Raw genomic sequence first — 26,874 nt, 5'->3', positions numbered from 1 at the left:
CAGGGCCGCGCGGGCGCCCGCGCCGACGACGACGGCGGTGAACACCATGGGCGCGCCGGCCTTGACGGTGGCCAGGAGCGCCTGGGTGGAGGCGACGCGAATGCCCGCGTCGCGCACCCGGCGGGAGGCCTCGGCGTAGCGGGCGGTGTAGACGTCCTCACCGCCGATGCCGCGCAGGACGCGCAGCCCGGCCACGGCGTCAGTGGTGATGGTGGACAGGCGACCCTGCTCCTCACGTTGCCGGGACAGGCGCCGGTTCAGGGGGCGGACGAAGGCTGCCACCAGCGCCAGCACGAGTGGCAGCCCGATCAGCACCAGCAGTCCCAGGGCCACGGAGGTGCGCAGCATGAGCACGCCGACGGCCACGACGCTTACCAGCGCTCCGATGACATTGACGCCGAAGTACATCAGCTCGCCGATATTGTCGGAGTCGGCAGTGATGGTGGCGATCACGTCGCCGCTGGCGATCCGGCGGGTGACGGCGCGCGAACGCAGGCCCAGGCGGTGGGCGGGGCCGCGCATGGTGGGTTTCCAGGCGCCGGCCCAGGCGGCGAATCCGGCGGCGTCCTCCAGGCCGGCGGTGAGTGAGCCGAGCAGCACCAGGCCTAGCAGCGCGGCCAGCCCGGGCAGCAACCGCGTGGTCAGGCCCGCTTCCAGACCGGCGTCGAGCAGGTCTCCGAGGGCCAGTGGGATGAGCGCCTGCGCCAGGTAGGAGGCGGCGGCCACCAACACGCCACAGCCGATAGCGGGCAGACTCATGCGGGTTACGGCGCGCAGCAGACCACCCGGGGTGGTGGGCAGATCGGGCGGCGGGGTCGCTTGTACTGAGAGGAAAGCGGGCCACCGCCGCGGGGCGCGGGCAACGGGGATCGACACGGTCTCCTAGCCTAGGTGGCCCGGCTGCGGCCGACACCCTCACCCACCCTCGCCACGGCCACGAACACTTGCCTCCTACTGCGAGCTTTTGCACCCTGGTGTGCGGCAATTTGCCATACACCAGGGTGCAAAAGCTCGCATCAGAGCGAATCGGGTGCCTCGGAACCCGGCCGCACGCGCCGGGGCTGCTAACCCGGCCGGAGCGCCGCTTACGCCGCCGTGGGCGCCAGGGCGTTGTCGGCTGGCAGTGGCTTGGGGCCGCGGCGCAGGCGGGCGCCCAGCAGGATGAACGCCCACGCGATTAGCGCCCAGACGGCCAGGACCGCCAGCGTCTTCAAGTAGATCCCGTCCACGCCGCCGCCGGCGATCAGGCGGCGGAAGGCCAGCTGGGTGTAGCTCATCGGCAGGTAGGGGTGGATCCACTGGAAGAAGCGCGGCGTGGTCTCGATCGGGAAGGTCGCGCCCATGGAGGTGATCTGCAGGCTGAGCAGGATGATGGACACGAAGCGGCCGCGGAAGGCGAGCGTGGCCACGCAGGCCTGGTTGACGGCGACGAAGGTCAGCGACGCAGCGATCGCCATGGCGCACAGGCCCACCAGGTTGGCGGCGTGAATCTCACCGGCGGCGTTGACCGCAACCATCATGACCACGGCCTGGGCGACGGCGAGCAGGGCGGCCGTGGTGGCGGGCCGGACGGCCGAGGCGTACCAGCGCTCACCGTGGTCGCGCTTGTCCAGGGCGGGCAGCACCAGGAACAGGGCGATGGCGCCGACCCAGAGGGACAGGCTCATGAACATCGGGGTGAAGCCGGCGCCGTTATTGGCTACAGCGTTCTCACGGACAGCGTCGACGTTGGCGGCATCCGCAGCCACATCGGCCATGGTGCGCCGCTGCGAGGCGGTGTAGTCGGGGATCTGGTCGACGCCGTCCGACAGGCCCTCGCTGAGGGTATCCGCTCCGGTGGCCAGCGCGGAGGACCCGTCCTGGAGCCGACCCATGCCGTCGCTCAGGGTACCCGCTCCGGTGGCCAGCGCGGAGGACCCGGCGCGGGCGGTGTCCAGGCCACCGGAAAGAGTGCCCGCACCGGAGGAGGCGGCGGAGGCGCCACTGGACAGGCGGCCTACGCCGTCGGCCAGGGTCTGGGAGGAGGTGGCCGCGGTGGAGGCGCCGGAGGAGAGCGTTTCCAGGCCGCTGTACAGCGTCCCGGCTCCGGTGCGCAGGCTCTGCGCGCCGGTGTTGACGGAGTCGGCGCCCGTGGCCAGTTGCGACGTACCCGTGGAGAGCGTGGACGCTCCGCTGGACAGGGTATTCAGCCCGGCGGAGAGGTCACTGGAGCCGGCAGCGACCTGGGAGGCGCCACTGCTGAGGGTATTGGCGCCGGCAGTCAGGGTCGTGCCCTGGGCCGAGAGGGTCGCCAGCACCCCGGTCAGCGTGGCGTCGGCGCCGGTGGAGGCGTTGTAGACATCGTTGCCGGACCCCAGCCCCCCGGCCAGCGCGGCGGCGCCGGAGGACAGTTGCTCCGCCCCGGTCGCGACGTCTCCCACGGAGCTGCGCAGGCTGGTAGCGCCACTGGACAGCTGCTCCGCGCCGGAGGCGACCTGGCCGACGGCGCCGGTCACGCTGGTGCTGGAGGCGGCCAGGGTGTTCAGGCCTCCGAGCACGGTGCCGGACTGGGCCGTGTCCTCGGTGGTGCCCAGGCCGCCGGCGGCCTGGGTAATCGCCTGGCAGGTCGTGTCGGTCTCGCCGTGGTCGGCCACGCACTGCTGATAGGCGCCGGCCAGTGCGGCGGCGACTTGCCCGGCCCCCGCCTGCGCCGTGGCGACCCCGCCGGTGTAGTCGTTGACCGCGCCGTACAGGGTCTGCTGGCCGGCGGCCGCCGAGTCGGTAGACGCTCCGATCCCGCTGACCGCGGTCTGCGCCCCCGCCGCCAGGTCATTGGCGGCGCCGTACAGCGTCTCCTGCCCGCCGCTGTAGGAGTCGGTCTCCGAGCCGACGCTGGTCGACAGCTGGTCCGCGCCCGCCGCTACCTGCTCGGCGCCGGGGTCGATGCGGTCCTTGAGGGTCACGTATGCCTGCTCGACGCCGTCGACGTAGTCGGTCACGCCGGCGGACAGGGTGGAGGCGCCGGTGGAGAGTGTGGATGCCCCTGTGGACAGCTCGGCGGCCCCGGAAGCCGCCGAGGTGGCGCCGGTGGATACCTGCTGGGCGCCGGAGTCGACCGTGGCCGCGCCCGAGGCCAGGGTGGAGGTGCCGTCGGCCAGGGTGCCCGCGCCATCGGCCAAAGTGCTCGCGCCGGAGGCGGCCGAGGAGGCTCCCGCCGATAGCTGCGCCACGCCGTCGGCCAGTTGCTGGGAGCCGGCGGCTGCGGCGGAGGTGGAGGTCGCCAGCACGGTCAAGCCGTCGGAAAGAGTGACGGCGCCGGAGGCCAATTCGCTTATGCCGACCGTAACGGTGGTGGCGCCGTCGGCCAGTTGCGCCGCGCCGTCGGCGGCGTCGGTGGTGCCCGACTCCAGGGTGGCGGCGCCCGAGGCCAGGGCGGTGGCGCCGTCGGAGGCCTCCACGAGCCCCTCGCGGATGGTGGACACGCTCAGCAGCAGGGTGGACAGTACGCGTTCGGCCCCCTGCTGCTCCAGGCGGTTGGACAGCTCGGAGGCGACGGTGGCGGCCATGGTGCCCGCCAGGTAGTTGATGCCGTCGTCGGTGACGAGCCTGAGCTCCTGGGTGACGGCGTCGGAGGGGTCGTCGGAGCCGACGCGGGAGGCGACCTGGGAGAAGTCGGCCGGAATGTAGAGGATGGCGCGGACCTTCTGCGTGTTCATGTCCGCCTGTGCGGTGGCGGCGTCCATCTGCTCCCAGGTGAAGCCGACGTTCTCATCGCCGTCGGGGTGGGTCAGGGCCTCGGTGAGGTCGGCGCCGAGGTTGAGGGTCTCGGTCTGCCCACTGGCGAGGGTGGCCGTATAGGCGCTGTCCTCATTGACGACGGCGGCCTTGATGTCTTCCAGCCGGTTGGTGGGGTTCTGGTAGGCGAGCGTCAGCAGACCGGCGTAGAGCAGCGGGACGATGGACACCGCCACCACCACTACCAGGTTTGCGATACGAGAGCCACTGAGTTTCTTCATCTTGAGCCGCCTCCCCGAGTCACGGACACTGACGATACACATCTGTATCGACAGCTTCAATACAGACCTGTATCAGGCGGGCCTGACAACACCCCGGATGCCGGGAGGACAAACCCGGGGAGACGCCCAACGAGTCCCCCACGACGCTCTCCGCACCGCCGCGACGAATGTCGCGAATGACACAGAGCGGCCCGAAATGACATGATGAGCCGGACATGAGCAAGAGCAGGGAGCAGGCCGAGGAGCTGATCGAGGCGGCGGGCGCGCGTTTGTCTGCCCGCCGGGCCGCGGTGCGTCGGCTCATCGGCGTCACCCCGTCCGAGCGGCGCGCGCAGACGCAGGCGCTACTGCTGGACGCCGGCCGCGAGCTCATTGCCAACAAGGGCATCGGCGGCACCTCGGTGGGCGACATCTGCTCCCGAGCCGGATTCACCCGCGGGGCCTTCTACTCCAACTTCACCGACATGGACCACTTCGTGCAGCGCCTGGCCGAGGAGCAGTGGGAGGCCATCGTCAACTTCGTCGACGATTCCGTGGCCGGGGCAATGCCGGTAGACCTGGACTCCTCCGCCCCGGAGAGTGACGCCGAGCTCGCCTCCGGGCTGGCGGAGCTCGCCTCTCGGCTGCTTGGGGCGATGCCGATCTCGCGGGAGGTCTTCCTGCTGCAGCATGAGTTTGCCGCCTACATCGCGCGCACCGAGGACGCGCCTGGGGCCTCCCCCCTGCGCGAGGGCTACGCCGCCTTCCGGCAGCACCTGGTCGGAGTGCTAGTCGATGGGCTGGCCTCGATCGGCCGCGAGTGCCTGCTCAGCCCTGCGGACACCACCGAGCTCATCCTCGCCACCGCCGTGCGGTCAATGCGTATGGGGCTGTCAGACGGGCTCGATGACGCCTCAGCGGGAGCGGCTGCTGCGGCCGGCGCACGTCCTGAAGTACCGGACCTGACTGCCTTCCTAGCACGGACTCTGCCAACGCTGCTGGCCCGCCTGTCAACGCCGGTTACCCGCGCCAGCGCCTCCTAGGCCCGCCGCCAGGAAGGGAGCTGAGGGAGCTCCCGCGCTCCGGCATGTATTCGCCCCTACGAGCCGCCATTGCTTGACTGCCCCAAGGCCCCGCCTGCCGGCCACCGGCGCATCACGCGGCCCGCGCCGGACGGGAAATCGTATCCCGACCGCCCTTGACATGCACAGCGTCGGCTCCGCTACCCTCACCCCATGATCGCTTCGACGCCAACGACCCGTACCCTGATGGTGCGCGCCGAGAGCATGCGTCGAATGCAGATGCGCTGACAGCGCCAGCCGTCGCTGTTTACACGAGTAACGGTCAGAGTCCGAGCCGCCTGCGGGCGCTCGTCGTACTCCGCGGTCGTCTGATCCGTCCGGCCCGCGTTCAAGCCCCGTCAATCCTCCGTTCGTCGCCGCCACGCGCCCGCGCGCACCGCGCCCACCCCAACCCACCACCCCAACCCACCGAGACCGGCACAAGTAACGCATCGAAACCGGCACTAATGACGTGCCGAGGTCGGTCGATATGGCGGCCCCAAGCCTTACAGGAAGCACCATGACCATCTTCGCCCCCACCGTCGTCACGGACACCGACGCCGGGTCCGTCTCAACCGCAACAGCGAACCAATCCCGGCACGCCAACTCGCCCACAGCCGTGGCCTCATCGCCGGCCGACGCCGCGACTTCCGCCGTCGCCCCCGATGCCTCCGACCTCGCCCCGCACGCCTCCGCCTCGCCCTTCGACGTCATCCACGACCGCACCGGAACCGCCAGCCTCAAGTGGGACTTCGCCGCCGACCGCGGCCGCCCCGAAACCGCCCTGCCACTATGGGTAGCCGACATGGACCACCCCACCGCCCCCTGCATCGTCAACGCCCTGCTGTGGCGGGTGCGGCACGGCATCTTCGGTTACACCGAGCCCGACGCCGCCTATGGCGCCACCCTGACCGCCTGGTTCGCCCGCCGCTACGACTGGCGCATCGACCCGGCCTGGAACGTCGTCACCCCGGGTGTCGTTCCCGCGCTGGCGACGGCGGTGCGGGCCTTCACCGAGCCCGGCGACGCCGTCGTCATTGAGGAGCCCGTCTACTACCCGTTCCGGGAAGTCGTCGAGCAGCAGGGGCGCGTGGTGGCCCCAGCACCGCTGGTGCGCGGCGCCGACGGCGTCTACCGGCGCGACCTGGACACGCTGGAGGCCGTGCTCACGAGCACCGGCGCCCGCCTGCTGCTCCTGTGCAACCCGCACAACCCGGTGGGCCGGGTCTGGTCCCGCGCCGAGCTGGCGGCCCTGGCCGAGGTGGCCGAGCGCCACGACGTACTCGTGGTCTCTGACGAGGTGCACGCCGATCTCGCCCTGCCCGGGTACCGCACCACGCCCTTCGCCTCCCTGTCCGCCGACGCCGCCGCCCGCACCGTGACCTGCACCTCGCCGTCGAAGTCCTTCAACCTGGCCGGGCTGCAGGTGGCCAATATCCTCATAGCCGATCCCGAGCTGCGCGACCGCTTCCGCACAGCACTCGGCGCCGTCGGCTACTCCCAGCCGAACACGCTGGGGCTGACCGCCTGCCAGGCGGCCTACAAGTCCGGCGACGCCTGGCTCGACGCCCTGCGTCGGCATGTCGAGTATGCACGCCGCCACGTCATCCGCCGCCTCGAGCGGGTGCCCGGCATCGAGGTCTCCCCCTGCGAGGGCACCTACCTGCTGTGGCTGGACTGCACCGGGCTACTGGAAGCCGCGGGCCTGGCGGCGGATGAGCTGGACGGCTTCATCACGCGCGAGGCCGGCCTGTGGCTCGACGACGGCGCCCTGTTCGGCGCGGGCGGCGCCGGCTTCACCAGGCTGAATATCGCCTGCCCCAGGGCCACCCTGGATGAGGCGCTGGACCGTCTGGAGATCGCCGTGCACGGCCTGCTCGCCAGCGCCGCCGCCTGACCCACCGCCCCATCTCGCCGAGACCGGCACCAATGGCATGCCGAGACCGGCACAAGTAACGCGCACAGTGCGCCCAACACCCACTCCGAAAGCTCTTATGTCCATCGATTCCAGCCCCACGCAGTCCCCCGCAGCCGTCCCCGGGCCCGCCGTCGACTATTCCGAGTGTCGCACCGCCCCGATCCAGCACCATCACTCCTGGACAGGCGTCCCCGCCGGCTGGCGGCTCGACACCGTCCTGGCGCACGTGGGCACCGGCACCGACCCGGCCACCGGCGCCATCACGACGCCGATCCACCTGTCGACTGCCTTCGGGCACCCGGGCCTGGGCGCATCCACCGGCTACGACTACACGCGCACCGCTTCCCCCACCCGCGACGTCCTGCAGGACGCGCTGGCCCGGCTCGACGGCGGTGCAGCCGCCTTCGCCCTGGCCTCCGGCATGGCGGCGGTGCAGCTGACGGTCACCGCGCTGGCACCGTACGGGTCGCGGATCATTGCCCTGGAGGACCTGTACGGCGGCACCTACAGGTACTTGAGCTGCCTGGCCGACGACGGCGCCTACGAGGTGGACTTCGTGGTCGGCGAGGAGGGGCTGCGGGAGGCGCTGCAACGGCCGGCTGCGTTGGTGTTGATCGAGACCCCCACCAACCCGATGATGACCGAGCTGGACATTGCGCGGGTGGCCGGCTGGGCGCACGCGGTCGGCGCCCTGCTGGCGGTGGACAACACCTTCTACACGCCGGTGATCTGCCAGCCGCTGGAGCTGGGGGCGGACGTGGCCGTGTACTCGGCCACCAAGTACCTGGCCGGGCACAACGACGTCATGGCGGGCGCCGTCGTCGTAAATGACTCGGCGCTGGGTGAGCGACTCCAGTATCAGTTGAACACGACCGGGGCAACGCTGGGTCCATTTGACGCGTTCTTGCTGCTGCGGGGGCTGAAGACGCTGTCGCTGCGCATGGAGCGGCATGAGACCAACGCCCGGAAGGTGGCCGACTTCCTGCGCGCCGACGCCCGGGTAACGCGGGTGCTGTATCCAGGACGGTCCGGCATGGTTTCCTTCGAGCTGGCCGACGGCGTCGACGTGGCCGCGTTCCTGGAGGGGGTGCGGGTGTTCACCTTCGCCGAGTCGCTCGGCGGGGTGGAGTCGCTGGTGACGTGCCCGAGCGTGCAGACGCATGCGGACGTGCCCCCGGCCACGCGCGCCGCCTACGGGCTGACGGAGCAGCTGCTGCGGCTGAGCGTCGGCATTGAGGACGCCGCTGATCTGACCGCCGACCTGCGGCAGGCGCTGGACCGGGCGAGCAAACAGGCGGCGTGATCGGCGTTGCGGACCAAACCGTGCGCCGCCATATCTACCGGTCTCGGCACGTTACAAGTGCCGGTCTCGGCACGTTACAAGTGCCGGTCTCGGCGGGGAGGGGCGGGGAGAGTTGGTCGGGAGGGCTACCAGCTGACCGGCACCGGGGCGCCCTCGCGGTAGCCGGAGGCCGACTGGATGCCGACGATCGCCCGCTCGCGGAACTCCGGGGTGGAGGCCGCGCCGGCGTAGGTGAAGGCGCTGCGCACGCCCGCCACGATCGAGTCGATCAGGTCCTCCACGCCGGGGCGCTCGGGGTCCAGGTACATGCGGCCGGCGCTGATGCCCTCCTCGAACAAGCCCTTGCGGGCGCGGTCGAAGGCGTCCTCCCCCTCGGTGCGGTCCGCCACCGCCCGTGCCGAGGCCATACCGAAGCTCTCCTTGTAGGCGCGGCCGTCGGCGTCGTACTGCAGGTCGCCCGGGGACTCGTGGGTCCCGGCGAACCAGGAGCCGATCATCACGTTGGAGGCGCCGGCCGCGAGCGCCAGGGCGACGTCGCGCGGGTGACGCACCCCGCCGTCGGCCCACACGTGCGCGCCCAGCCGCGCCGCCTCCCGGCTGCACTCCAGGACGGCGGAGAACTGGGGGCGGCCCACGCCGGTCTGCATGCGGGTGGTGCACATGGCGCCCGGTCCCACCCCCACCTTGACGATGGAGGCGCCGGCGTCGACCAGGTCGCGCACCCCGGCGGCGGTGACCACGTTGCCGGCGACGATCGGGAGGCCGTCGGGCAGGGCGGCGCGCACGGCCCGCACCACCTCCACCATGCGGTCCTGGTGGCCGTGGGCGGTGTCGACGACGATCACGTCCACCCCGGCCGCCACGAGGTCGGCCGCGCGGCGGGCCGGATCCCCGTTCATGCCGATGGCGGCACCCACGCGCAGGCGGCCGGCGGCATCGACGGCGGGCCGGTAGATGGTGGAGCGCACGGCCCCGGAGCGGGTGAGCAGGCCCACTAGGCCACCGTCGGCCCCTACCACCGGCGCCAGGGCGCGGCGGGCAGCCTTGAGCCGGTCAAAGGCCTCGCGCGGGTCGATCCCCTCCGGCAGGGTCACGAGCTCGGTGCTCATCACCCGCCGCACCTGGGTGAAGCGGTCCACGCCGCTCACGTCGCGCATGTCCACCATGCCGATGGGGGCGCTGGTGCCCGGGTCGACGACGACGGCGGCCCCGTGGGCGCGCTTGGGGATCAGGCCCAGGGCGTAGCCGCAGGTGTGGTGTGGCTTGACCGTCACCGGGGTGTCGTAGACGAGGTGGGAGGCCTTTACCTGGGCGACGGTGTCGGTGACGACGTCGAGCGGGATGTCCTGGGGGATGATGGCGATGCCGCCGCGGCGGGCGACGGTCTCCGCCATGCGCTTGCCGGCGACGGCGGTCATGTTGGATACCACCAGCGGGATGGTGGTGCCGGTGGCGTCGTCGGTGGTCAGGTCCACGCCCGTGCGTGATCCCACGGCGGAGCGGGAGGGGACCATGAATACGTCGTCGTACGTCAGGTCGAAGGTGGGCTGCATGCCGTTGAGGAACTTCACTGAAGGATTCTACGGCGGCCCGGACCGTCGGCGGTCCAGGGATTTCTGCGGCAGGCCCGGGGGGAGCGAACGGCCCCTCATGCCCGTCTCGCTACGAGTAGCCGGGGATGAGGGGCCGTTGCGCGCGGGCCGGGGTGGCCGGCTCGCGGGTACGGTCAGGCGTCCTGCTCGGGGTCCTTACCTACCAGGAAGGCGTAGCAGAAGCCGGCGATGGCTGCGCCCAGGAGCGGGGCGACGATGAACAGCCACAGCTGCCCGGGGGCGCCGTTGCCGGCCTCGAAGGCGACGGCGATGGAGCGGGCCGGGTTGACGGAGGCGTTGGTGACCGGGATGGAGACCAGCAGGATGAGGGTCAGGGTGGCGCCAATGGCCAGCGGGGCGAAGCCCTTGGGGGCGCGGGAGTCGGTGGAGCCGAGGATGACGATCAGGAAGATCGCGGTCATGACCACCTCGCAGATGAAGCCGGCGGCCAGGCCGTAGCCGTGCGGGGAGTGCTCGCCGTAGCCGTTGGCCGCGAAGCCGTTGGCGGCCACGTCGAAGCTGCTGGAGCCGGAGGCGATGGCGTACAGGACGCCGCCGCCCACCAGGCCGCCCACCACCTGGATGCACCAGTAGGGCAGCAGATCCTTCCAGGCGAAGCGGCCGGCGACGGCCAGGCCGAGGGTGACGGCGGGGTTGAAGTGGCCGCCGGAGATGGCGCCGACGGCGTAGGCCATGGTGGTCACGGCCAGGCCGAAGGCCAGGGCCACGCCGAGGTAGCCGATGCCTACGGGGAAGTTGCTGTCAGTGATAGCGGTGGCGGCGAGTACTGCGGAACCGCAGCCGGCGAAGACGAGCCAGAAGGTGCCGATGAACTCGGCGCCGAGGCGCTTGGACAGGGGTGCCATGAGGGCCTTTCGTAGTTGTGAAAGTGAATCAGGTAACTGGGTCGGGAGCCGGGCGTGAGCCTTGCTAGGGCGGCTTCCCGACGGCGCTCCCGCTCGCGGTGTGCTGCCTGGCAGCCCGCCGGGGCGGCGCCTCATGCCCGTTGGGGGCATGGAAAACGCCCCGCAACACCGACTATTCAGCCGATGACGGGGCGTCAGTGCGCCAGAAGGGACTCGAACCCCCAACCTTCTGATCCGTAGTCAGATGCTCTATCCATTGAGCTACTGGCGCAATCCGGTTCGGACAGTCCGGAACATTACCCGGCGAACCGGCGCCTCACAAATCGACGGGCCGTGAGTCTTGGCACAGCTGTGATCCGCGCCCGGTTCACGTCCGGGACGCGCCTCCGGCGGGAGCGGGACCGCACTGCTTCCGTCGCCTTGGCCGGGGAGGGTGGCACCTCCCCGGCCAAGGCGGGCGCGGATCAACCGGTCACCTCACGGGAATTTCAGAGCCGGTAGTGACGGCGCAGCCACAGCATGGCGGAGCCGACCAGCACCAGGGCCAGGGCCACCAGGCCGAAGGCGGTATACGCGCCCGTACGGGCCAGCGACTGGCTACCGATCCCTGCCGCCGCTGCCTGCGTTTCAGCGGGACTGCTCGGCGCGCTCGCCGACGGTTGTGCTCCCGCCCCCGATGACGACGGCGCAGCGGCCCCACCCGTCGGGGCGACCGCCCCGGAGTGGGTTCCACTCGGATCCGCCCCCGTGCCGGCACCGGGGCCTGTGCTGGAAGCGGCGCCCGGCGCCGCCGGGGACTTGTTGCCGGCGACGCGCAGCTCGGCGACGCTGACGCCGTTCTCCTCCCCCGACCGGGTGTTGGCCACGTCCACACGCACATAGCGCGCGCGTACCGCCTGGTCGAGCTCCAGGACCGCGGGGGCCCAGCGGGTGGGGTCGATCTCAACCATGCCGACCGGTTCCCAGTTCTCACCGTCCTGGGACACCTGCGCGTCCAGGCTCGTGGCGTGGGTGGCGCTTGTCTCCTGGTCGGGGGTGTAGTGAACCTTGGTCACGTCGTAGGTATCGCCTAGGTCGATCACATAGCCGGATTCTGCGGCCTGGGCGGTGGCGGTGGTGAAGATGTTGTCATCCACGGCGGAAGCGGCCGTATCGGGCGCGGTTACCGCCAGGGAGGACTGGGGCAGGTAGTCGGCGGTCTTCCAGTCGATGGAGATCTCCGGGGAGGTCCAGGCCGCCCAGTCGGAGGCCTGTGTGCCGTCTCCGCCGATCGGGCACACGCGGATGGTCAGCTGGTAGTCGCCGGTGGGGGCCTGCTGGTAGCTGCCGTCGGCGTCGTAGTAGCCGCCGGACCAGACGAAGGCGATGTTGCGCCCGCGCACGCGCCAGCTGGTGTCGTAGTCGGCCGGGCCGAGGAAGGAAACCGTGCCGTCGTTGTATACCCGGGAGACCTCCATAACAGCGCCCCGGAAGGGGATCAGCGGCTCAACAAGCACGGCTGGGAGGTCCTCGTACGCGCCCTCGGCGGTACGGGTGGAGTCGCCGAACACGTAGCGGCCGGTGTTCACCGCGTTGCCGTCCAGGTCAACGATCGCGGTGGCGTCACCGAAGACCTGTGCGGCCGCGAGGTTGCCGGCCACCCCGGAGTAGGGGATGCGGATGGCTTGTCCCTGGGCGCCGTCCTCGGGCGTGAGCTCAAGCCAGCCACCGTACAGGTCGCCGTCGGCGGCGTCCGCGGGGGCGGTGATCGTGACGGCCACGGTGGCCGTGCCTGCGGCCGGCACCGTGATCGTGGAGCCGTCGGTGGAGACGGTCGCCGGGCTACTGGTTCCGCGCTCAGGCGCGGAGGCGGGCCCGGTGACCGTGACGGCGTCGGTGTGCGACAGGGCGTAGGTGACGGCTGTGTCCGCCTGGTTGGTCAGGGTGACCTCCTGGGTGTTGCCGTCGGGGTAGTGCTCGGACTCACCGAGATTGAGGACGGAGGCGCTGACGGCGGTGGTGGCCCGGATGGCGGCGTCGACGTCGATCAGCCCGGCGCCCTGGTGCGCGACGGGCTCTAGCGTGGCGGCGTCGTCGGCCCCAGACCAGGCCAGTGGGGTGGCGGTGGAGCGCAGCCGCCAGGCGACCTCGTCCACGGGTCCGGTACCGGAGGCCTGGCGGGTCTCGGGGTGCGCCTGCAGGATGAGGGCCACCGCGCCGGCCAGGTAGGGGGAGGCCATCGAGGTGCCGGATGAGGAGCGGTAGCCGCCGTCCTCCAGCGGCCAGGTGGACCAGATGTAGCCGCCTGGGGTGACGACGTCAGGCTTCAGGCCGAGGTCGGTGTTCAGCCCCCAGGAGGAGAAGGCGGACACCTTGCCACCGGTGGAGATGTTGAATTCCGCAGGCTCCTCGGCGAAGGTGAGCTGTGAGTCGTCACGCAGCTCGGCGCGCAGTGCGTCCCCGGATGCCTGGTCAATGGCGACGGCGGGAATGGAGATGGCACTGCCGTCGCTGCTGGTCAGGCTGACGCCGAGCTGACCGGGCACGGAGTTGTCGAACACTACGCCGACGGCGCCGGCGGCCTGCGCGTTGGCGGCCTTGGTGTAGAAGTCACAGCCGCCGCGGCGCACCAGCACGATCTTCCCGGCGAAGGCCTCAGCCTCTGCGGCTTGGCACAGCAGGGAGGGGTCGGTGGCCTCGTCACCGCCGTCTGCCGCCAGGTCCCCGGAGGCGACGAGCGGGTAGTGGACGTCATCGTCGCGCTGGGGGGATGCGGATGTGCCCTCGGCGACTGCGTAGAGGAACTGCCGGCTGGTGCCGGCGGAGTCGGAGGAGGCGGTCAGGTAGTGGCTGAGCGCGATGGTGTTGTCTACGCTGCCGGCGGCCAGCACATGGGGGGCAGCGGCGGGGGCGCTCAGGCTCCACACGCCTGCCTCGCCGGCGTTGCCCTGGGATGCGGTGATGATGACGCCCTGGGCGGCAAGCGCCTCCGCGGAGGCGGTGATGGGGTAGTCGGTGACGACCATGTAGTCGGCGCTGACGGACAGGTTGATGACGTCCATGCCGTCGGCTGCGGCCTGCTGCATCGCGGCAGCCATGACCTCGGCGTCGGAGCTGCCCTGGCAGCCGAAGACCCGGTAGGCGCCGATCTGCGCGTCGGGGGCGACGCCGGTAACCTCTGCGGTGCCGGCCGTCCCCCGGGCGGCGGCGATTCCCGCTACGTGGGTGCCGTGGCCGGAGCAGTCGTCGGGGTAGGCGTCCGGTACGGGCTTGTAGGCGGCCTGCATGTCCTTGGCCGCGGTGGTCGGGTCGCCGTAGGCGTCACCGACGAAGTCGTAGCCGACGGTGACCTTGGCGTTGGGGAAGCTGGTGGAGCCGTCCCCCTCAGCGGCCTCGGCGCCGGGAGCGCCGGTGCCACCGAACTCGGTGTGGTCGTAGTCCACGCCGGAGTCGATGATGCCGATCTTGACGCCCGCGCCGGTGTAGCCGAGCTCAGTGTGGGTGAGGTCGGCGCCGGTCAGGTCCAGGGCTGTTGTCATCTGGGGGGTTAGCATCCCCTCAGCCTGCTCGGCCTGGCTGCGGGAGTCGGCGGTGTACTGCTCAGCAGGCTCCGGGATGCGGACCACGGGCTGAATAGAGACCACCTCGTCCAGCTGGGCCAGGGAGTCGATGTCGGCGTCGTCAATGGTGAGGGCGACTCCGTTCCACAGTTCTCCGTATGCGGTGGTGACTGCGGCATCAATACCCGCGTCGCGGATGGCCGCGGCCAGCTGGTCCTGCTCGGCGGCTACGGCCGCTGCGTCTCCCCCGGCGGCGACGGCCGGCGAGGCCAGCTCGACGAACCAGCGGTTCTCGATGGCTTCGGCATCGGTCCCGTCCGGCAGGGTGATGTCACGAGTGATCTTGGTGCCGGCGGAGCCCGGGTCGGGAATCGTGGGGACTGCGGGGCTGGCGGCAAGGGAGCCGTCCGCGGTGGGGGCGGCTGCTGCCGGGGCGAGTAGGGCCACTGCCGCCAGGGCGGCAGCCGCCACAGTCAGCGGGCGGCGGGTGCGGTGTTCAGGGTGTTTGGATCGCGGGCGGTGGCGCACTGTTCTTCTTCCTGAGGTAGGGAGCGCAAACGCGTTTTCGGAACCAGAGCAGCAAGCTCCGTATCCCACGTTATCCAGCCGAGACCCTGTGGGTGAAGAGCTTGGCGGGGAAGCGGCGTGTGGATCATGTCACCTTGCCGTCGGCGCCCAGTGGTCGCAGGCGGCGCATACTGCCTGGCACACTCCCGCGAATTGCCGGAATCCAGGGGCTTTTCGTTGGGATTCCAACGTGTGGCGGAGATGGGGAGATTCGAACTCCCGAGGGGTTTTATCCCCAACCTTCTTAGCAGGAAGGCGCACTAGGCCACTATGCGACATCTCCAGTTGCCGGATCGGCCCGATGAGCCTACCCCAGCACACGGGGTGAGGCAACGACCGGCCGCGATTGCCCTGCGAGGCATCGCCGACGACGGCTCGTCACCGCCCGTAGCGGAGAGGGAGGGATTCGAACCCCCGGTGCGCTAGGCGCACAGCGGTTTTCAAGACCGCCACATTCGGCCGCTCTGTCACCTCTCCAGCCCGCGAATCACACGCACCTAAGCACATGCACCTAGGCGCACGCGCCCGCGGACAGGTTGCATGTTAGCACCAGGAGCGCAGGAGGATGACACTCGGCGGGCGAGTGCCTCCTCTCACGGCGTCGATCATCCTCTACCGAACAGGCCCCGCCGCCGCGACTGGCCTCGCGCCGACTCAACCGCCCGCGCGGGACGGGAGGGCTGGTCTAGGCGCCCTTCGCTCAGCGCCTGCCCCACGGTGGGCCAAACGGGCACGCGGGCGGCCAGTGTCATTTGGAGGGCGTGGTAGATGTCCGGGTGCCCATCCCACGTGCGGGTGGACGGCTCGTTGGCCTGATTCAGCTCGTGGGTCCACACGCCGGGCGCCCTGATTAGGTATTCCTCGGCGTAGTCGATCCAGGAGCGGTAGCAGTGCTCGTAGTGCTCGACGTCGATCTCGCCGCGGCCGTCGTCGAGCAGGGCCTGGCGGATGGCGGCGGCAGCGGACACGCCCTCACAGATCACCCAGTGCATGCGCTCGTGCACAATCGGGCGCCCGTCGAAGTCGGTGGTATAGACGAAGCCGGGGCCTCCGTCCACCCGCCAGCCGTCGGTGCGGGCCTGATCGAAGAGCTGCTCGGCCGCATCCAGCATCCAGTCTGGCGTGGGCAGGGACCGGGCCACCAGGGCGGCGCGAGCCTGCACGGTCAGGCGCGACCACTCCAGCCCGTGGCCGGGGGTGACCCCGTAGGGCCGGAAGGGGTGGGCCGGCGCATCGCGGTTGTAATCCAGGCGGGGCTTCCACCTGGTGTCGTAGTGCTCGGGTATGCGCCAGTCGTGGAAGCGGGCCTGGACGTTGACGGCGTAGTCGATGATCTGGACGGCACGGGTCAGCCAGGTGATGTCTCCGGTGACGTCCGCGGTAGCCAGGTATGCCTCCGCGGTGTGCATGGCGGCATTGATGCCGCGGTAGTCCTCGGGAGCGGTGAAGTCGGCGGCGTAGGACTCGGTGGGCATCCCGTAGCTGTCATCCCACCAGTAGCGGTTCTGTACCTCCATGGCGTCGCGCAGCAGTTCGTGCGCGCCAGGCCGGTTTGCGGCCGTCGCAGCCGCGGCGGCCAGCAGTACAAAGGCGTGCTGGTAGCACTCCTTGCGGGCATCCGCGTCTACCGGGACGCCGTGGCCGTCGGCGTCGAGATCGTGGCGGACCGCGGAGTACCAGCCGCCGTGCTCATGGTCCCGCATCACCTTGCTGAGGGCGCGCACTCCGTGGTCGGCATAGCGGCGGCAGCCGGGGATACCCAGCAGGGCGCCCAGGGAGAAGGCGAAGGTCATGCGACCGGTGATCCACAGCTCGACTGGGTGGCTGGTGTCGACTGTGCCGTCGTCCCCGATCCAGCCGAAGCCGGCGGGCACCTTGGCCGCCCGCGCGTAACACAGTAGCGCGTGCGTCTCCTCGGCGAGCCAGCGGTTGTGCTCGGGGGCGCCGAACCATCCCAGTCCCATGAGTCCTCCTCGACCCGTTGTCGTGGCGCGGGCCTGCTGGTCCCGGGCCACCCTGAACGTTAGCAGGGTGGTGGACTGTGGGCGGCCCGCTGGCCTCAGAGCACCTGGGAGACGGCGTCGAACTCGTGGCGGCCGGCGCGGGGGTTGAAGGCGTCGGCGTCGCCGTGCCCGACGCAGACGACGGCGATGGCCTGCCAGGGGCGGTCGGCGTGGAACTCGGCGTCTACGCCGGCCAGGTCCGCGCCGGTCATGACGCCGACGTCGAGGCCCTCGGCGCGCAGGGCGAGAACCAGGTAGCCGAGCTGGATCAGTGCGGAGTCGCGAGCCAGGCTCTTACGCATCTCCAGGGAGCCGGCCAGGCGCGCGAGCATCTGCTCGGAGGTACCGAGCTCGCGCATGGACTTGTCCAGGGCAAGGTCGGCCGAGACGATCAGGGCCAGCGGCGCGCTGAGCACCGGTTCCTGGTTCATTCCGGCCATCAGCGGAGCGAGGCGCTGGCGCGCCTCGGGCGAGGCGAGCAGGTCTAGACGCATGGGCTGGGAGTTCAGGGCCGTGGGGGCCCAGCGCGCGTTGTCATAGGCGCGCCGCACCTGCTCTATCGGCGCCGGCTCGTCGCGGAAGGAGCGGGCCGTGTGGGCATCGGTGAAGAGCGCTGCGAGGAGGGCTTCGTCAGATACAGCGGCGTCATGACTGCTCATACCTGCGGTAACTGAGCCGTCACGGCGATTATTCCGAGTCCCCTACTCACGGGCAACCACCTAAGCACCCCGACGACGCCTGCCAGCTCAGGGCGCCGGCGGCAGCGAGGGCCACTCATGGCTCGGTGGTTGGTCTGGTGTTGATGGCCTGGATCTCCGCCACCGGGATGCTGGTGGTTGTGGAGGTGGTGTGGGTGTCCATGGTTCCGGTGGCCCCGTCGCTGGCGGTGTAGCTGATCGCGTAGGACACCTTCACGTCCACCGGCGTCACAGAGTCCTTGAAGTGGGCACTGGAGCGGTTGAAGATTATCTTGCAGTCCGTACCCCTGGAGTCGTTGTCCTGGCTCCACGGGACCCCGAACCCCGTGCACTTGGCAGTGCCGTCCTTGGGCTGCAAAGTCAGCATCGAAGCCGTCGCAGTGATCGTAGCCGTAGTCGACCCCGCCGTAGCCGACACCTGCACCTCCCTGGGGGTGTCGCCGGTGGCCCACACCCAGGTATCCCAGCCCACAATCGTGGCCCCCACATCCCCAACCATCGGGTTACAGCCGATCGTGGCGGTCGGGATCGTCACCGCATCCCACGCAGCCCGCGCCAGAGTCGCCCCGTCGATCACCGGCTCCGGGGGCGCCTGGCCGTCAGGCAGGTAGACCGGAGTCCTGCCCTCCAGCCACGCCCGGGCGAAGTCGTTGTAATCCCTGGGATCATCACCCAGGAAGTAGCTGTAGTCGCACGTGGCACGGTACCAGTGCCCGCCAGTGTCGTCGGCGTACTGCTCATAGCCCACGAACATCCCCCCGACCGCCTCGGCCATCTCCGGCCCACCACCCTCGATCATCGCGGCCGTATCCGCACCCGAGCGCAGCCGCACGTACCAGCACACCGGATGCACCGCAGTAGTCACCGACTGCGAAGACACCATCGCGCCACCACCACCAGAACCAGCCGACCCGTCCGCCGCAGCCGACGTGGAGGTCGCCATGACACTAATCGTCACCGAACCATCCCCACCAGACGACACAGAGCCTGAGTGCGGAACGGCTTGGGTATCCGACTCTCTAAATGCCAGAGCGGTAGGCGAACCGATGAGAGATACGACTACAGAAAGCGTGGCCACAACAAGAACAACAACCATTTGCTTACACGTATTCATAATTCAAACTGCGCACTCGCCTTCAGATAATGTGGACTCATCTGAGTCCTTCCATACTCCGCCCTCATAATCCATGGTAACCAAAATCTCGTAACGGCCCTGTAGGGTTTTGGGATTGCTGACATCTTTCCCGTCGGCATCATAAGCTACGAGATCTGACTGATCCGAGCACGTAAGCACCTGGGCCTGCGTAGGACTCATGGCGAACACCTCCATGACAGAAATCCGCACGGTCCCCTCTGTCCGACCATCGCCAAGCGAGTCGTAGCTCTCCTTCAGGACCTGATAAGACTCTGCGGTCATGAGTGGTTGTGCGTTCTCGATGCCGGTGCGGGTGAACCAGATGTTCCAGGTGACCTCGTCGTAGTGGACGAAGGCCTTGAGGACCTCGGTCTGCTGCTCGTCCAGGTCCTCCGGGATTGATGTGATCACATGCCGCTCTGTGGACAGTGACTCCGCGGTCACCACGCCAGCCGCCTCAGCAGAAGCAGCAGCCGACGCGGACGCCGACGCGGCGGCCGCGGACTCCGACGCCTCCGCAGACGCCGCAGCCCCCGGATCATAGGTAGGGATACTCAAGGGATTGTCATCGGAATCAGACGAGCACGCCACCAGAGGCGCACAGGCCAGCAACAGTGCCAGCAGGACAGCCGCCGGGCGATGCCGACCGGGACGCGATACACGGGTTGAAGGTTGCATGCTGAATGGTTCTCCTTATGGTTCGGCGCAGTGACAGGAATCAGTCGTCGGTGCTGGTGGCCGCATCCTCGGCCTCAGGCGTAGGGGAAGGAACAGTGGCGCGGGTGGGGGTTGCAGAGGCCAACTCGGGAATCTGGGCCAGGGCAGGCTCGAGGACGGCATGGAGCCTGTCCACCTGCTCATCCAGGTCCTCATCCGGACCCCAATAAGTCAGGCGAGCCAGCAGCACCTGGGTGTCGTCATACCGCCAGGCCACATAAATACTGACATCAAAGGTCCACACCCAACCCTCACCCTCCACACCCTCGAAACTGGTCCTCCGGGCGGTGTCGGGGTACTCGACAGGAATATCGTCAAACTCCACCGCAGGCCCCTCATTCGGCTGCACTTGGCTGCCGATATAGTAGCCGACGTCAAGAATCCCGAAGGGGGCACTGTTAGATCGCATATAGCACTCGTAGCGGTCGCCGGACTGGCCGGTCTTCACATTCGTTATGGGGCCAGTGCTGTAGTGGTACCGGTAGGCGTCAAAGCCGAGGGTCTCCCGGAGGTCCTGGTTGGGGAAGACACCACAGATAGTCTCATCCGCCAGCGGAGTGCTCGGAGCACGAGTCGGATCATCCGAGCCATCAATAAGCCCACACGCCGCCAGGGACGTAACCAGACACAAGGCCACAACGGCCAGACCGCCCCACCACCGGGCGCAGCTCCAGACGGCCTGACCCGGCTGCCTAGTCCTTCTTGATCGCGGCCTCACCATTCGTGCCTCCCTTCTCCGCCCAGACCAGGACCACCCACCATCGACACCAGCCTCCACACGTCACCCCTACGGCTCCGCGCTTGGCCTGGTGTTGATGGCCTGGATCTCCGCCACCGGGATGCTGGTGGTCGCCGACGTGGTGTGGGTGTCCATCGAGCCCGAAGCCCCGTCGCTGGCGGTGTAGCTGATCATGTACGACACCTTGACATCCACCGGAGTGGTGCCGTCCTTGAAGTGGGCGCTGGAGCGGTTGAAGATGATCTTGCAGTCCGTGCCCCTGGCGTCGTTGTCCTGGCTCCACGGGATCCCGAACCCGGTACAGGTGGCGGTGCCGTCCTTGGACTGCAAAGTCAGCATCGAAGCCGTCGCGGTGATCGTAGCCGTAGTCGATCCCGCCGTAGCCGACACCTGCACCTCCTCAAAGTCGCGGTCATCGTCCTCAGCCATGTACTGCTCCAAGCAGGTCGGGACATACCAATGGCCCTCGGTATCGTCCGCATAGGACTCGTAGTCGGGGAAATGAGTCTTGTACTCGTCCACGGAGCCGCCATGGATGAAGCGCAGGTACTCAACGGCCTTCCCCGACTCGATCCACTCCACCCGCTCCGCCCCGGTACCACTGCGCTCATACCAGCACACCGGATGCACGCTCGCGGTCACCGACTGCGACCACGACACCACCCCACCACCAGAACCAGCCGACCCATCCGCCGCAGCCGACTTGGAGGTCGCCGTGACACTAATCGTCACCGAACCATCCCCACCCTGCACAACCGAACCAGACGACGAACCGGCTCCGACACTGGCGCCTTGAGCATCTGCAGCACGTGCATGGGCAACGAACGGAAGGCGTCCTACCAGACTCAGTGCGACTACAGCACCAACTAAAAATGATCTCCGCATTTTCATGGTTCACACCATACATTCGTTGGCGGACAGCGTCTGCTCGCCCATCGTCTTCCAGCTACCATCCTCTAGAACCATAGTGATGGTCTTCTCGTAACGCCCTTGTAGTGTTTCAGGATTGCTGACATCCTCGCCATCAGCGCTGTATGCAACGAGGTCGGATTGATCGTCGCATATCCAAACTTGGGCAGTTGGCTCCGTTGAATATCGCGATGCGACATCGATCGACGTTACTGACACTTTCACCGTCCCGTCGGTTCTCCCAGGGCCAACCGACTCAAGGTTCTCCTTGATGTATTGATACTCTTCAGCGGTTGTGAGGGGTTGGGCGTCCTCGATGCCGGTGCGGGTGAACCAGATGTTCCAGGTGACCTGGTCGTAGTGGACGAAGGCCCTCAGGACCTCGGTCTGCAGCTCGTCCAGGTCCTCGGGGATGGAGGTGACCTGGTAGCGGTCGGTGGACAGCGACTCCGCCGTCACCACGCCGGCTGCCTCAGCGGAAATAGCGGCCGACGCCAACGCCTGGGCTGCTGCAGCTGACTCCGAGGCCCTGGCCGAGGCGGCCGCCGCCGGATCATAGGTCGGCACCCCCGAGGCGCCACCAGAGTCCTGCGAGCACGCCACCAAAGGCGCACAGGCCAGCAGCAGCGCAGACATAGCCGTCAGCGGACGACACAGACGACCCGAGGATGTACCGGTTAAATGCCCCATATGCATGATCTCCTCAACAGTAGGCACGACAGTGACAAACAGTGCGACTACAAGCCCATGGGCGACTCAAGGCGTCCAATACGGATCCGGCGTAGGCGAAGACGTAGGCGCAAACCCGATATCATCCAGAAGCTGCGCGCCACGCTCGATCGCAATCTGCTCCAGCAAAGGAATATGCATCGCAGCCATAGCATCATCATTGGTTCGAGTGGTGGAGAATACGACGGCAGCAGTACCTTCAAACCACCCGGCGAAGGCATCCCCTCCCTGAATCCAGGACACCACACTCGCATCCCCTACCGCCTGGACACGAGCTCCAGGCCTCGCAGACACAGTATCCATCACCGACACACCTATCTCCTTATACTGGAGAAGAACATCGTCTGCATCCCGAGCTGCCTGAATGTAGAGACCTCGCTTATGAGCACCATTGATTCCGCAGGTCCAATAAGACTCGGTCATTTGCTCGTCGAGACTATATACGTTCGTTGCCTCGTCTATAAGTGGAACAACATCCTTGTCGGTGAGCACCAAACAGTATGGCTCACTGGGACGCGGAGGAGGCAGCTGCTGGTACCCCCACCAAGCAAGGCGACCCACCAGTGTGAGCACCACAATCGTCAAAGACACCGCCAAGGGAGCCCCCATACTATTAGCCAAGGCCCACATGCGCTCAGACGCCTTTGATGAACTCATGCAAATACCCGCCTATTCATCGGCCTTGTCGTGCCCATTACACCACGCACTCGTTGGCGGACAGTGCCTCTCCGCCGGACTTTATCCATGCACCATCGCGATAGATCATCGTTATTGCCTTCTTGTAGCGCCCCTGCTGCGTCTTAAGGTCACTGATATCATTGCCATCAGAATCGTATGAAACTACGCGAGACTGATCATCGCATATCAGTACCTCGGCTTTAGGTTCAGAGGCGTAGATCGAACTAATTGACACGGAGAAAACAGCCACCCTTACCATACCATCTGTGGTTTCATCCTGCGCCGCATTGAAATTGTTAACGAAGTTCTTGTACTCTTCAGGGGTAAGCAAGGACTCGGTGTCTTCGATCCCTGCACCTGTGAACCACACATCCCACGTTGCCTGGTCGTAGTTGATGAAGGCCTTCAAGGCCTCGGTCTGCAGCTCGTCCAGGTCCTCGGGGATGGAGGTGACCTGGTAGCGGTCGGTGGACAGCGACTCGGCTGTCACCACGCCGGCGGCCTCAGCGGAAGCCGCAGCCGACGCAGACGCCTGGGCCGCTGCAGCCGACTCCGAGGCCCTGGCCGAGGCGGCCGCCGCCGGATCATAGGTCGGCACCCCCGAGGCGCCACCAGAGTCCTGCGAGCACGCCACCAAAGGCGCACAGGCCAGCAGCAGCGCAGACATAGCCGTCAGCGGACGACACAGACGACCCGAGGATGTACCGGTTAAATGCCCCATATGCATGATCTCCTCAACAGTAGGCACGACAGTGACAAACAGTGCGACTACAAGCCCATGGGCGACTCAAGGCGTCCAATACGGATCCGGCGTAGGCGAAGACGTAGCCGCAAACCCAATATCATCCAGAAGCTGCGAACCACGCTTAATCACAAGCACCTCAAGGATCGGAGTCTGAGTCGCACCGGCAGCATCATCATTTGCTCTCCTGCTAGAAACAATCAAGGCCGCAGTACCCTCAAACCAACCAGCGTACGCATACCTCCGTCCAACCCACGACACCACTGTTGCATCCCCGACCGTCTGAACACGCGCCTCAGGCCTGGAAGACAAGGTGTCCAGCACCGACACACCTATCTCCTTATATTCAAGAAGTACGTCATCTGCGTCCCAAGCCGCCTGAAGGTGGACGCTTTGCCCACTCCCATTGACTACACAACCCCAGTAATTGCCGCTGGTGGAGTAGTCACCCTCAAAAACTTCGGTGACTTCACCTAAGATCGGGGCAACATCCTCTTCAGTGAGCACCAAACAGTATGGCTCACTGGGACGCGGAGGAGGCAGCTGCTGGTACCCCCACCAAGCAAGGCGACCCACCAGTGTAAGCACCACAATCGTCAAAGACACCACCAAGGGCGCCCCCGCGCGATTAGCCAAACCCCACAATCGTTCGGAAAAAGTACGCTTCACAGCATCCCCTGTTTCGCTATTCTCTATTTGCGTACTCATGGCCGGTTTCGATACCGTCGCTGAACTGGATCTCCAAATCAGACGAAGGGACGTCGGGGCTCTCCATCCAGTGGTTGAACTGCTTCCTGTAGGTGGAGTCGGACAGCAACATGTTCAGATCGATCTGATGATCGTCGTCCATCCAATCGTAGAGGTCGCCGAGATCCTTCTCGTTATAGTCGATATAGGCAGCGTCGGGGAGCCTTCCCGCGTTAGCGATCTGCGCCATGGCCGCCTGGAAGGCCTCCTGCTGGGCTGCCCTGGACAAGTCCTCAGCATTCTCCACCTGTGCCAGGTCGAACTGGCTCACCTGCTCGGTCAAGCCCGGGGTCGCCGCAGTGACCACAACCGACGCGACTTGAGCCCCCGGATGAGGAACCACGGATAAGCCCGCGCCGAAGGCACCCAGCACAGTCGAGGCGGTAAGCTCCTTGGCATGCGCCTCACTGTGACCGTGCTCGGTCAGTGCTTTGACGGCGGACTGCTCGATGAAGCCTAGAAGCGCCCCATCATTCCTGCTGGCGGTCTTGAACGCCTCATCCATCCCCGATCCATCACCCAAGGTAGCGTCGGGGTACTGATCGAGGATGGCCTGATTACGCGCCGTCGAGTAGCGTCCAACCGCGTTGGACAGGATCAACAGCGAGCTCTCTTCCATACCGGCCACGCGGGTCAGCGCACGTATGTCGGATTCGTGATTCCCGGGCAGCACTGCAGGACGCGTCGCATCCCCTACGAAAACCGCCCCTGAGTTGTCTGCATTGCCCCCGATGACATCCGCAATGTCGGCCATAGAGTTTCCCAATATAATGGCGACGTTGTTCCGGCCGGTCTGAGTGAATGCCTCTTCGTCAATGCTGCTTAGGTAAGACATCGCCTCACCGGTCGCCCATGCGGCGCGCTCGTCCGTGGTGCTGTCGGAAGGCACCCGTTGCGCGGATGCGCCGGCCATCGCGGTCGTCAGCGCATCAATGCCTTGATCAGGATCCCAGGTTCGGTTAGTGAGCAGTTCCCAGCGCTCCACCGAGGCTTGACTGGGAGCCCAGTTACCGGCGTCATCGACCGATCCCCCGTCCTCCGGCGCCAGATAGTCAAGCGCGGCCTCGGTGTTAGTGCCCATTGCGGTCAACACGCCGTGAAGCGGGTCGAGGCTGTCACGGGTGAACACCGGACCATACTCGTCCACCTTGCCACCGGGCATGGGAAAGGCCGGACGTGTCCCGTCATACGGCAACTCCTCCATCCGATCCGCCAAATCGACCAGGAACCCTGAGTCGTAGTACAGGCCCTCTACCGACAGAAGCGCATTCATCGCGGCGGTCCGCCCCTTGTGGCCATCGTCGGTCACTGCCGCCTCCATGGCGGCCGCAAGCCGAGGACCAGTGACTTCCTGGTGAGATGCCGCAGCCAGGATGTGCCCCATCGTGTTCACAACAGAATCAGTAGCCGCCTCATCCTCGCTTGTTGGGTGTTCATACTGTGAGGTGCCGCTGCTCGCCGTCGAGTGGGTGTTGCGCGCCTGCACCTTCTGGACCAGATCCAAGTAGGTATCTACGCCCACGGTGTTGACGAATGCAGCACCATAGATGTCGATGTCCTGTTTCTTGGCCATGTCGGCGGTGATCTCGTCGACAGTGCGGCCGTCCTCGGCGGTCCCGTCCTTGCTGCCCAGCGCCTGTTCCAGGGCAGTGGCGTCGGCCCTGGCGTCGGCAATGGATTGACTGTTGTAGGTCTTGACGTTCGCAGTGGTGTCCTCAACACCATCAGGCAGCCAGTAGCACACCGTGCCCTCCCGACTGGTCCCGAAGGTAATACCGGAGTCGTTCATGGCGATCGCCTCATCCAGGCGGGTCTGCAGATCATTAACAAGCTGCTGGAGAGACCCTAACGCATCGGCCATACTCGCCGGCCTGCCACCAAACGCCGCAAAGGCGTCCCCAGACCCTGCCCGGGTGTATCCCAGCGCGTAGGGAGTAGTGACAGAGAGTTTTTCCTCAACCCCCTCCACCGGCTCCTCTTCCCAGCTACTACTGAGGTTATTCAGGTCAGACCGCTCAACCTCGGCGTCATCCACCCAGGACTGCAAGGCATCAATGAAACCCTGCACGCCGTCCGCATCCATACTCACATAAGTCACAGTCACTAATTCCTAATCATTCGCTATTGCCTGATCCGATCCGAGCCCCGCCAAGGAGCAACAGGTCACCTCCACTTGGAACTGCCCTCATCGCTACCCTTGGGAACCCGATCATCCTGGCCCCACCAGGCGTTATTGGCCTTCTCGTAGATATCATCCACAGCATCGCGTACCGCGGAAACACTCGTATCAATATCAGTACCGAAGTCATCGGCCAGGGGCGAGGACCACACCTCGGACAATCCACCGCTGAACGCGCTCAATCCAACCGCAGGCGACACCTGCGACGACGGAAAGGACATAGCCCCGCCACCCGCACGCATAGCCCCAGCCAACGGCGACGTGGACGGATTCACAGCCAGCACGCCCCGCGCCGAATCCGCCCGACTCCTGACCTTCTCAATCGCCTGCTTCTTCAAGTTCTCCACCATGCCCGAGCTGTCGGGCAAATTAGGATTCCATGACGAGTCACCCAACAATCCAAAGCCCAACAACGAATTATCGCCAGAGTCGACAGGCAAAGACATAACCAGACACTCCCTCCCCCGGGACAGGGCCCGGACAATACAGCAAGTCCACCCCCATGCACCGCCGGCCAACAGAGGCGAGCAGCACGCAAGGACGTGTACGACACCGCGACGTTACCACACCTTTACACCTGCTGCGAGGTGCGACCACCAGCGCCGCCTTGCCACCCGGCACACAGCCACCCACCCAGGGCCTAAACCCCTACCCGGAGCAGCGGGTTCGTCACGTGCGGGCGGCTTAATGAGCCTTTCTCATCAGGGGAGGTTGTTGTTCAGGTTGAGTATGACTAGGGCGGTGGCGGTGATGTTGGTGATGGTGGCTGGGTCGAGGG

General features: G+C 67.1%; 20 protein-coding genes and 3 tRNA genes. 3 read left to right on the top strand and 20 right to left on the bottom strand.

Translation table 11 applies throughout. The annotated features are described in order from the left end of the window. Positions 1-876, bottom strand: an 876-nt coding sequence (locus GZ998_RS02620; RefSeq protein WP_308807140.1) for an ABC transporter transmembrane domain-containing protein, incomplete at its 3' end; no start/stop codon positions are given. Positions 877-1,085: 209 nt separating this feature from the next. Continuing rightward, complete coding sequence (locus GZ998_RS02615; protein WP_219108820.1) at positions 1,086-3,995, bottom strand: YhgE/Pip domain-containing protein; 2,910 nt, start codon at positions 3,993-3,995, stop codon at positions 1,086-1,088. Positions 3,996-4,210: 215 nt separating this feature from the next. Here GZ998_RS02615 and GZ998_RS02610 point away from each other — a divergent pair, with 215 nt between their 5' ends. The 3 genes from GZ998_RS02610 to GZ998_RS02600 all read left to right on the top strand — a co-directional run bounded on the left by GZ998_RS02610 (position 4,211) and on the right by GZ998_RS02600 (position 8,256). Next, positions 4,211-5,017 (top strand): TetR/AcrR family transcriptional regulator, encoded by an 807-nt coding sequence (locus GZ998_RS02610; RefSeq protein ID WP_162679725.1) that lies wholly within the window; start codon positions 4,211-4,213, stop codon positions 5,015-5,017. A gap of 538 nt (positions 5,018-5,555) precedes the next feature. Continuing rightward, entirely contained in the window at positions 5,556-6,932 is a 1,377-nt protein-coding gene (locus tag GZ998_RS02605) for a MalY/PatB family protein (RefSeq protein WP_219108818.1), read from the top strand. A 97-nt stretch (positions 6,933-7,029) separates the two neighbouring features. Next, the gene (locus GZ998_RS02600; protein WP_219108816.1) at positions 7,030-8,256 is read left to right on the top strand and encodes a PLP-dependent aspartate aminotransferase family protein; all 1,227 of its coding nucleotides are present in this window, start codon (positions 7,030-7,032) and stop codon (positions 8,254-8,256) included. 125 nt (positions 8,257-8,381) lie between these two features. On the opposite strand, the gene GZ998_RS02595 is transcribed toward GZ998_RS02600, so the two are convergent. From GZ998_RS02595 to GZ998_RS02510, 18 genes are all read right to left on the bottom strand, one after another. Further along, positions 8,382-9,827 (bottom strand): GuaB1 family IMP dehydrogenase-related protein, encoded by a 1,446-nt coding sequence (locus GZ998_RS02595; RefSeq protein WP_219108814.1) that lies wholly within the window; start codon positions 9,825-9,827, stop codon positions 8,382-8,384. A 155-nt stretch (positions 9,828-9,982) separates the two neighbouring features. Further along, positions 9,983-10,714: an aquaporin Z gene (aqpZ, locus tag GZ998_RS02590; RefSeq protein WP_219108812.1), complete on the bottom strand. Its 732-nt coding sequence runs from the start codon at positions 10,712-10,714 to the stop codon at positions 9,983-9,985. A gap of 198 nt (positions 10,715-10,912) precedes the next feature. Beyond that, positions 10,913-10,985 (bottom strand) — tRNA-Arg (locus GZ998_RS02585). Between the two features lie 217 nt (positions 10,986-11,202). Next, positions 11,203-14,781 (bottom strand): S8 family serine peptidase, encoded by a 3,579-nt coding sequence (locus tag GZ998_RS02580; protein WP_308807139.1) that lies wholly within the window; start codon positions 14,779-14,781, stop codon positions 11,203-11,205. A 232-nt stretch (positions 14,782-15,013) separates the two neighbouring features. Next, a tRNA-Ser gene (locus GZ998_RS02575) sits at positions 15,014-15,103 on the bottom strand. A gap of 108 nt (positions 15,104-15,211) precedes the next feature. Next, a tRNA-Ser gene (locus tag GZ998_RS02570) sits at positions 15,212-15,297 on the bottom strand. A gap of 128 nt (positions 15,298-15,425) precedes the next feature. Continuing rightward, the gene (locus GZ998_RS02565) at positions 15,426-16,784 is read right to left on the bottom strand and encodes an AGE family epimerase/isomerase (protein ID WP_219108810.1); all 1,359 of its coding nucleotides are present in this window, start codon (positions 16,782-16,784) and stop codon (positions 15,426-15,428) included. Positions 16,785-16,879: 95 nt separating this feature from the next. Beyond that, positions 16,880-17,482 carry a malonic semialdehyde reductase gene (locus tag GZ998_RS02560; RefSeq protein ID WP_219108809.1) on the bottom strand — a complete coding sequence of 201 codons (603 nt, stop codon included), beginning with the start codon at positions 17,480-17,482 and terminating at the stop codon, positions 16,880-16,882. Positions 17,483-17,597: 115 nt separating this feature from the next. Then, complete coding sequence (locus GZ998_RS12970; protein WP_257504947.1) at positions 17,598-18,404, bottom strand: hypothetical protein; 807 nt, start codon at positions 18,402-18,404, stop codon at positions 17,598-17,600. Positions 18,405-18,638: 234 nt separating this feature from the next. Beyond that, complete coding sequence (locus GZ998_RS02550) at positions 18,639-19,334, bottom strand: hypothetical protein (RefSeq protein WP_219108807.1); 696 nt, start codon at positions 19,332-19,334, stop codon at positions 18,639-18,641. Positions 19,335-19,374: 40 nt separating this feature from the next. Continuing rightward, positions 19,375-20,004: a hypothetical protein gene (locus tag GZ998_RS02545; RefSeq protein WP_219108805.1), complete on the bottom strand. Its 630-nt coding sequence runs from the start codon at positions 20,002-20,004 to the stop codon at positions 19,375-19,377. 156 nt (positions 20,005-20,160) lie between these two features. Continuing rightward, complete coding sequence (locus GZ998_RS02540; protein WP_219108803.1) at positions 20,161-20,844, bottom strand: hypothetical protein; 684 nt, start codon at positions 20,842-20,844, stop codon at positions 20,161-20,163. 162 nt (positions 20,845-21,006) lie between these two features. Then, positions 21,007-21,657 (bottom strand): hypothetical protein, encoded by a 651-nt coding sequence (locus GZ998_RS02535; protein WP_219108801.1) that lies wholly within the window; start codon positions 21,655-21,657, stop codon positions 21,007-21,009. Between the two features lie 120 nt (positions 21,658-21,777). Then, positions 21,778-22,173: a hypothetical protein gene (locus tag GZ998_RS02530; RefSeq protein ID WP_219108799.1), complete on the bottom strand. Its 396-nt coding sequence runs from the start codon at positions 22,171-22,173 to the stop codon at positions 21,778-21,780. A gap of 271 nt (positions 22,174-22,444) precedes the next feature. Beyond that, positions 22,445-23,095, bottom strand: a complete 651-nt coding sequence (locus tag GZ998_RS02525; RefSeq protein ID WP_219108797.1) for a hypothetical protein — start codon at positions 23,093-23,095, stop codon at positions 22,445-22,447. Positions 23,096-23,215: 120 nt separating this feature from the next. Then, positions 23,216-23,878, bottom strand: a complete 663-nt coding sequence (locus GZ998_RS02520) for a hypothetical protein (protein ID WP_219108795.1) — start codon at positions 23,876-23,878, stop codon at positions 23,216-23,218. Continuing rightward, positions 23,856-26,015, bottom strand: a complete 2,160-nt coding sequence (locus GZ998_RS02515; protein WP_219108793.1) for a DUF6571 family protein — start codon at positions 26,013-26,015, stop codon at positions 23,856-23,858. Before GZ998_RS02515 ends, GZ998_RS02520 begins: the two co-directional genes overlap by 23 nt. Before the next feature lie 65 nt (positions 26,016-26,080). Beyond that, complete coding sequence (locus GZ998_RS02510; protein WP_161923342.1) at positions 26,081-26,542, bottom strand: hypothetical protein; 462 nt, start codon at positions 26,540-26,542, stop codon at positions 26,081-26,083. Between the last annotated feature and the right edge of the window lie 332 nt (positions 26,543-26,874).

Origin of the sequence: Actinomyces sp. 594 (assembly GCF_019325145.1) — a bacterium.
Classification (GTDB): domain Bacteria; phylum Actinomycetota; class Actinomycetes; order Actinomycetales; family Actinomycetaceae; genus Actinomyces.
Note: the sequence above shows the minus strand (reverse complement) of the source record. Positions and strands in the feature narration are given on the sequence as shown.

What these genes read in the sequence shown, in the direction of transcription:
- GZ998_RS02615 (WP_219108820.1), bottom strand. Translation starts at nt 3,995, where the DNA reads ATGAAGAAACTCAGTGGCTCTCGTATCGCAAACCTGGTAGTGGTGGTG.
- GZ998_RS02610 (WP_162679725.1), top strand. Translation starts at nt 4,211, where the DNA reads ATGAGCAAGAGCAGGGAGCAGGCCGAGGAGCTGATCGAGGCGGCGGGC.
- GZ998_RS02605 (WP_219108818.1), top strand. Translation starts at nt 5,556, where the DNA reads ATGACCATCTTCGCCCCCACCGTCGTCACGGACACCGACGCCGGGTCC.
- GZ998_RS02600 (WP_219108816.1), top strand. Translation starts at nt 7,030, where the DNA reads ATGTCCATCGATTCCAGCCCCACGCAGTCCCCCGCAGCCGTCCCCGGG.
- aqpZ (WP_219108812.1), bottom strand. Translation starts at nt 10,714, where the DNA reads ATGGCACCCCTGTCCAAGCGCCTCGGCGCCGAGTTCATCGGCACCTTC.
- GZ998_RS02565 (WP_219108810.1), bottom strand. Translation starts at nt 16,784, where the DNA reads ATGGGACTGGGATGGTTCGGCGCCCCCGAGCACAACCGCTGGCTCGCC.
- GZ998_RS02560 (WP_219108809.1), bottom strand. Translation starts at nt 17,482, where the DNA reads ATGAGCAGTCATGACGCCGCTGTATCTGACGAAGCCCTCCTCGCAGCG.
- GZ998_RS12970 (WP_257504947.1), bottom strand. Translation starts at nt 18,404, where the DNA reads ATGGTGTCTTCGCAGTCGGTGACTACTGCGGTGCATCCGGTGTGCTGG.
- GZ998_RS02550 (WP_219108807.1), bottom strand. Translation starts at nt 19,334, where the DNA reads ATGCAACCTTCAACCCGTGTATCGCGTCCCGGTCGGCATCGCCCGGCG.
- GZ998_RS02535 (WP_219108801.1), bottom strand. Translation starts at nt 21,657, where the DNA reads ATGTCTGCGCTGCTGCTGGCCTGTGCGCCTTTGGTGGCGTGCTCGCAG.
- GZ998_RS02530 (WP_219108799.1), bottom strand. Translation starts at nt 22,173, where the DNA reads ATGACCGAGTCTTATTGGACCTGCGGAATCAATGGTGCTCATAAGCGA.
- GZ998_RS02525 (WP_219108797.1), bottom strand. Translation starts at nt 23,095, where the DNA reads ATGTCTGCGCTGCTGCTGGCCTGTGCGCCTTTGGTGGCGTGCTCGCAG.
- GZ998_RS02520 (WP_219108795.1), bottom strand. Translation starts at nt 23,878, where the DNA reads ATGAGTACGCAAATAGAGAATAGCGAAACAGGGGATGCTGTGAAGCGT.
- GZ998_RS02510 (WP_161923342.1), bottom strand. Translation starts at nt 26,542, where the DNA reads ATGTCTTTGCCTGTCGACTCTGGCGATAATTCGTTGTTGGGCTTTGGA.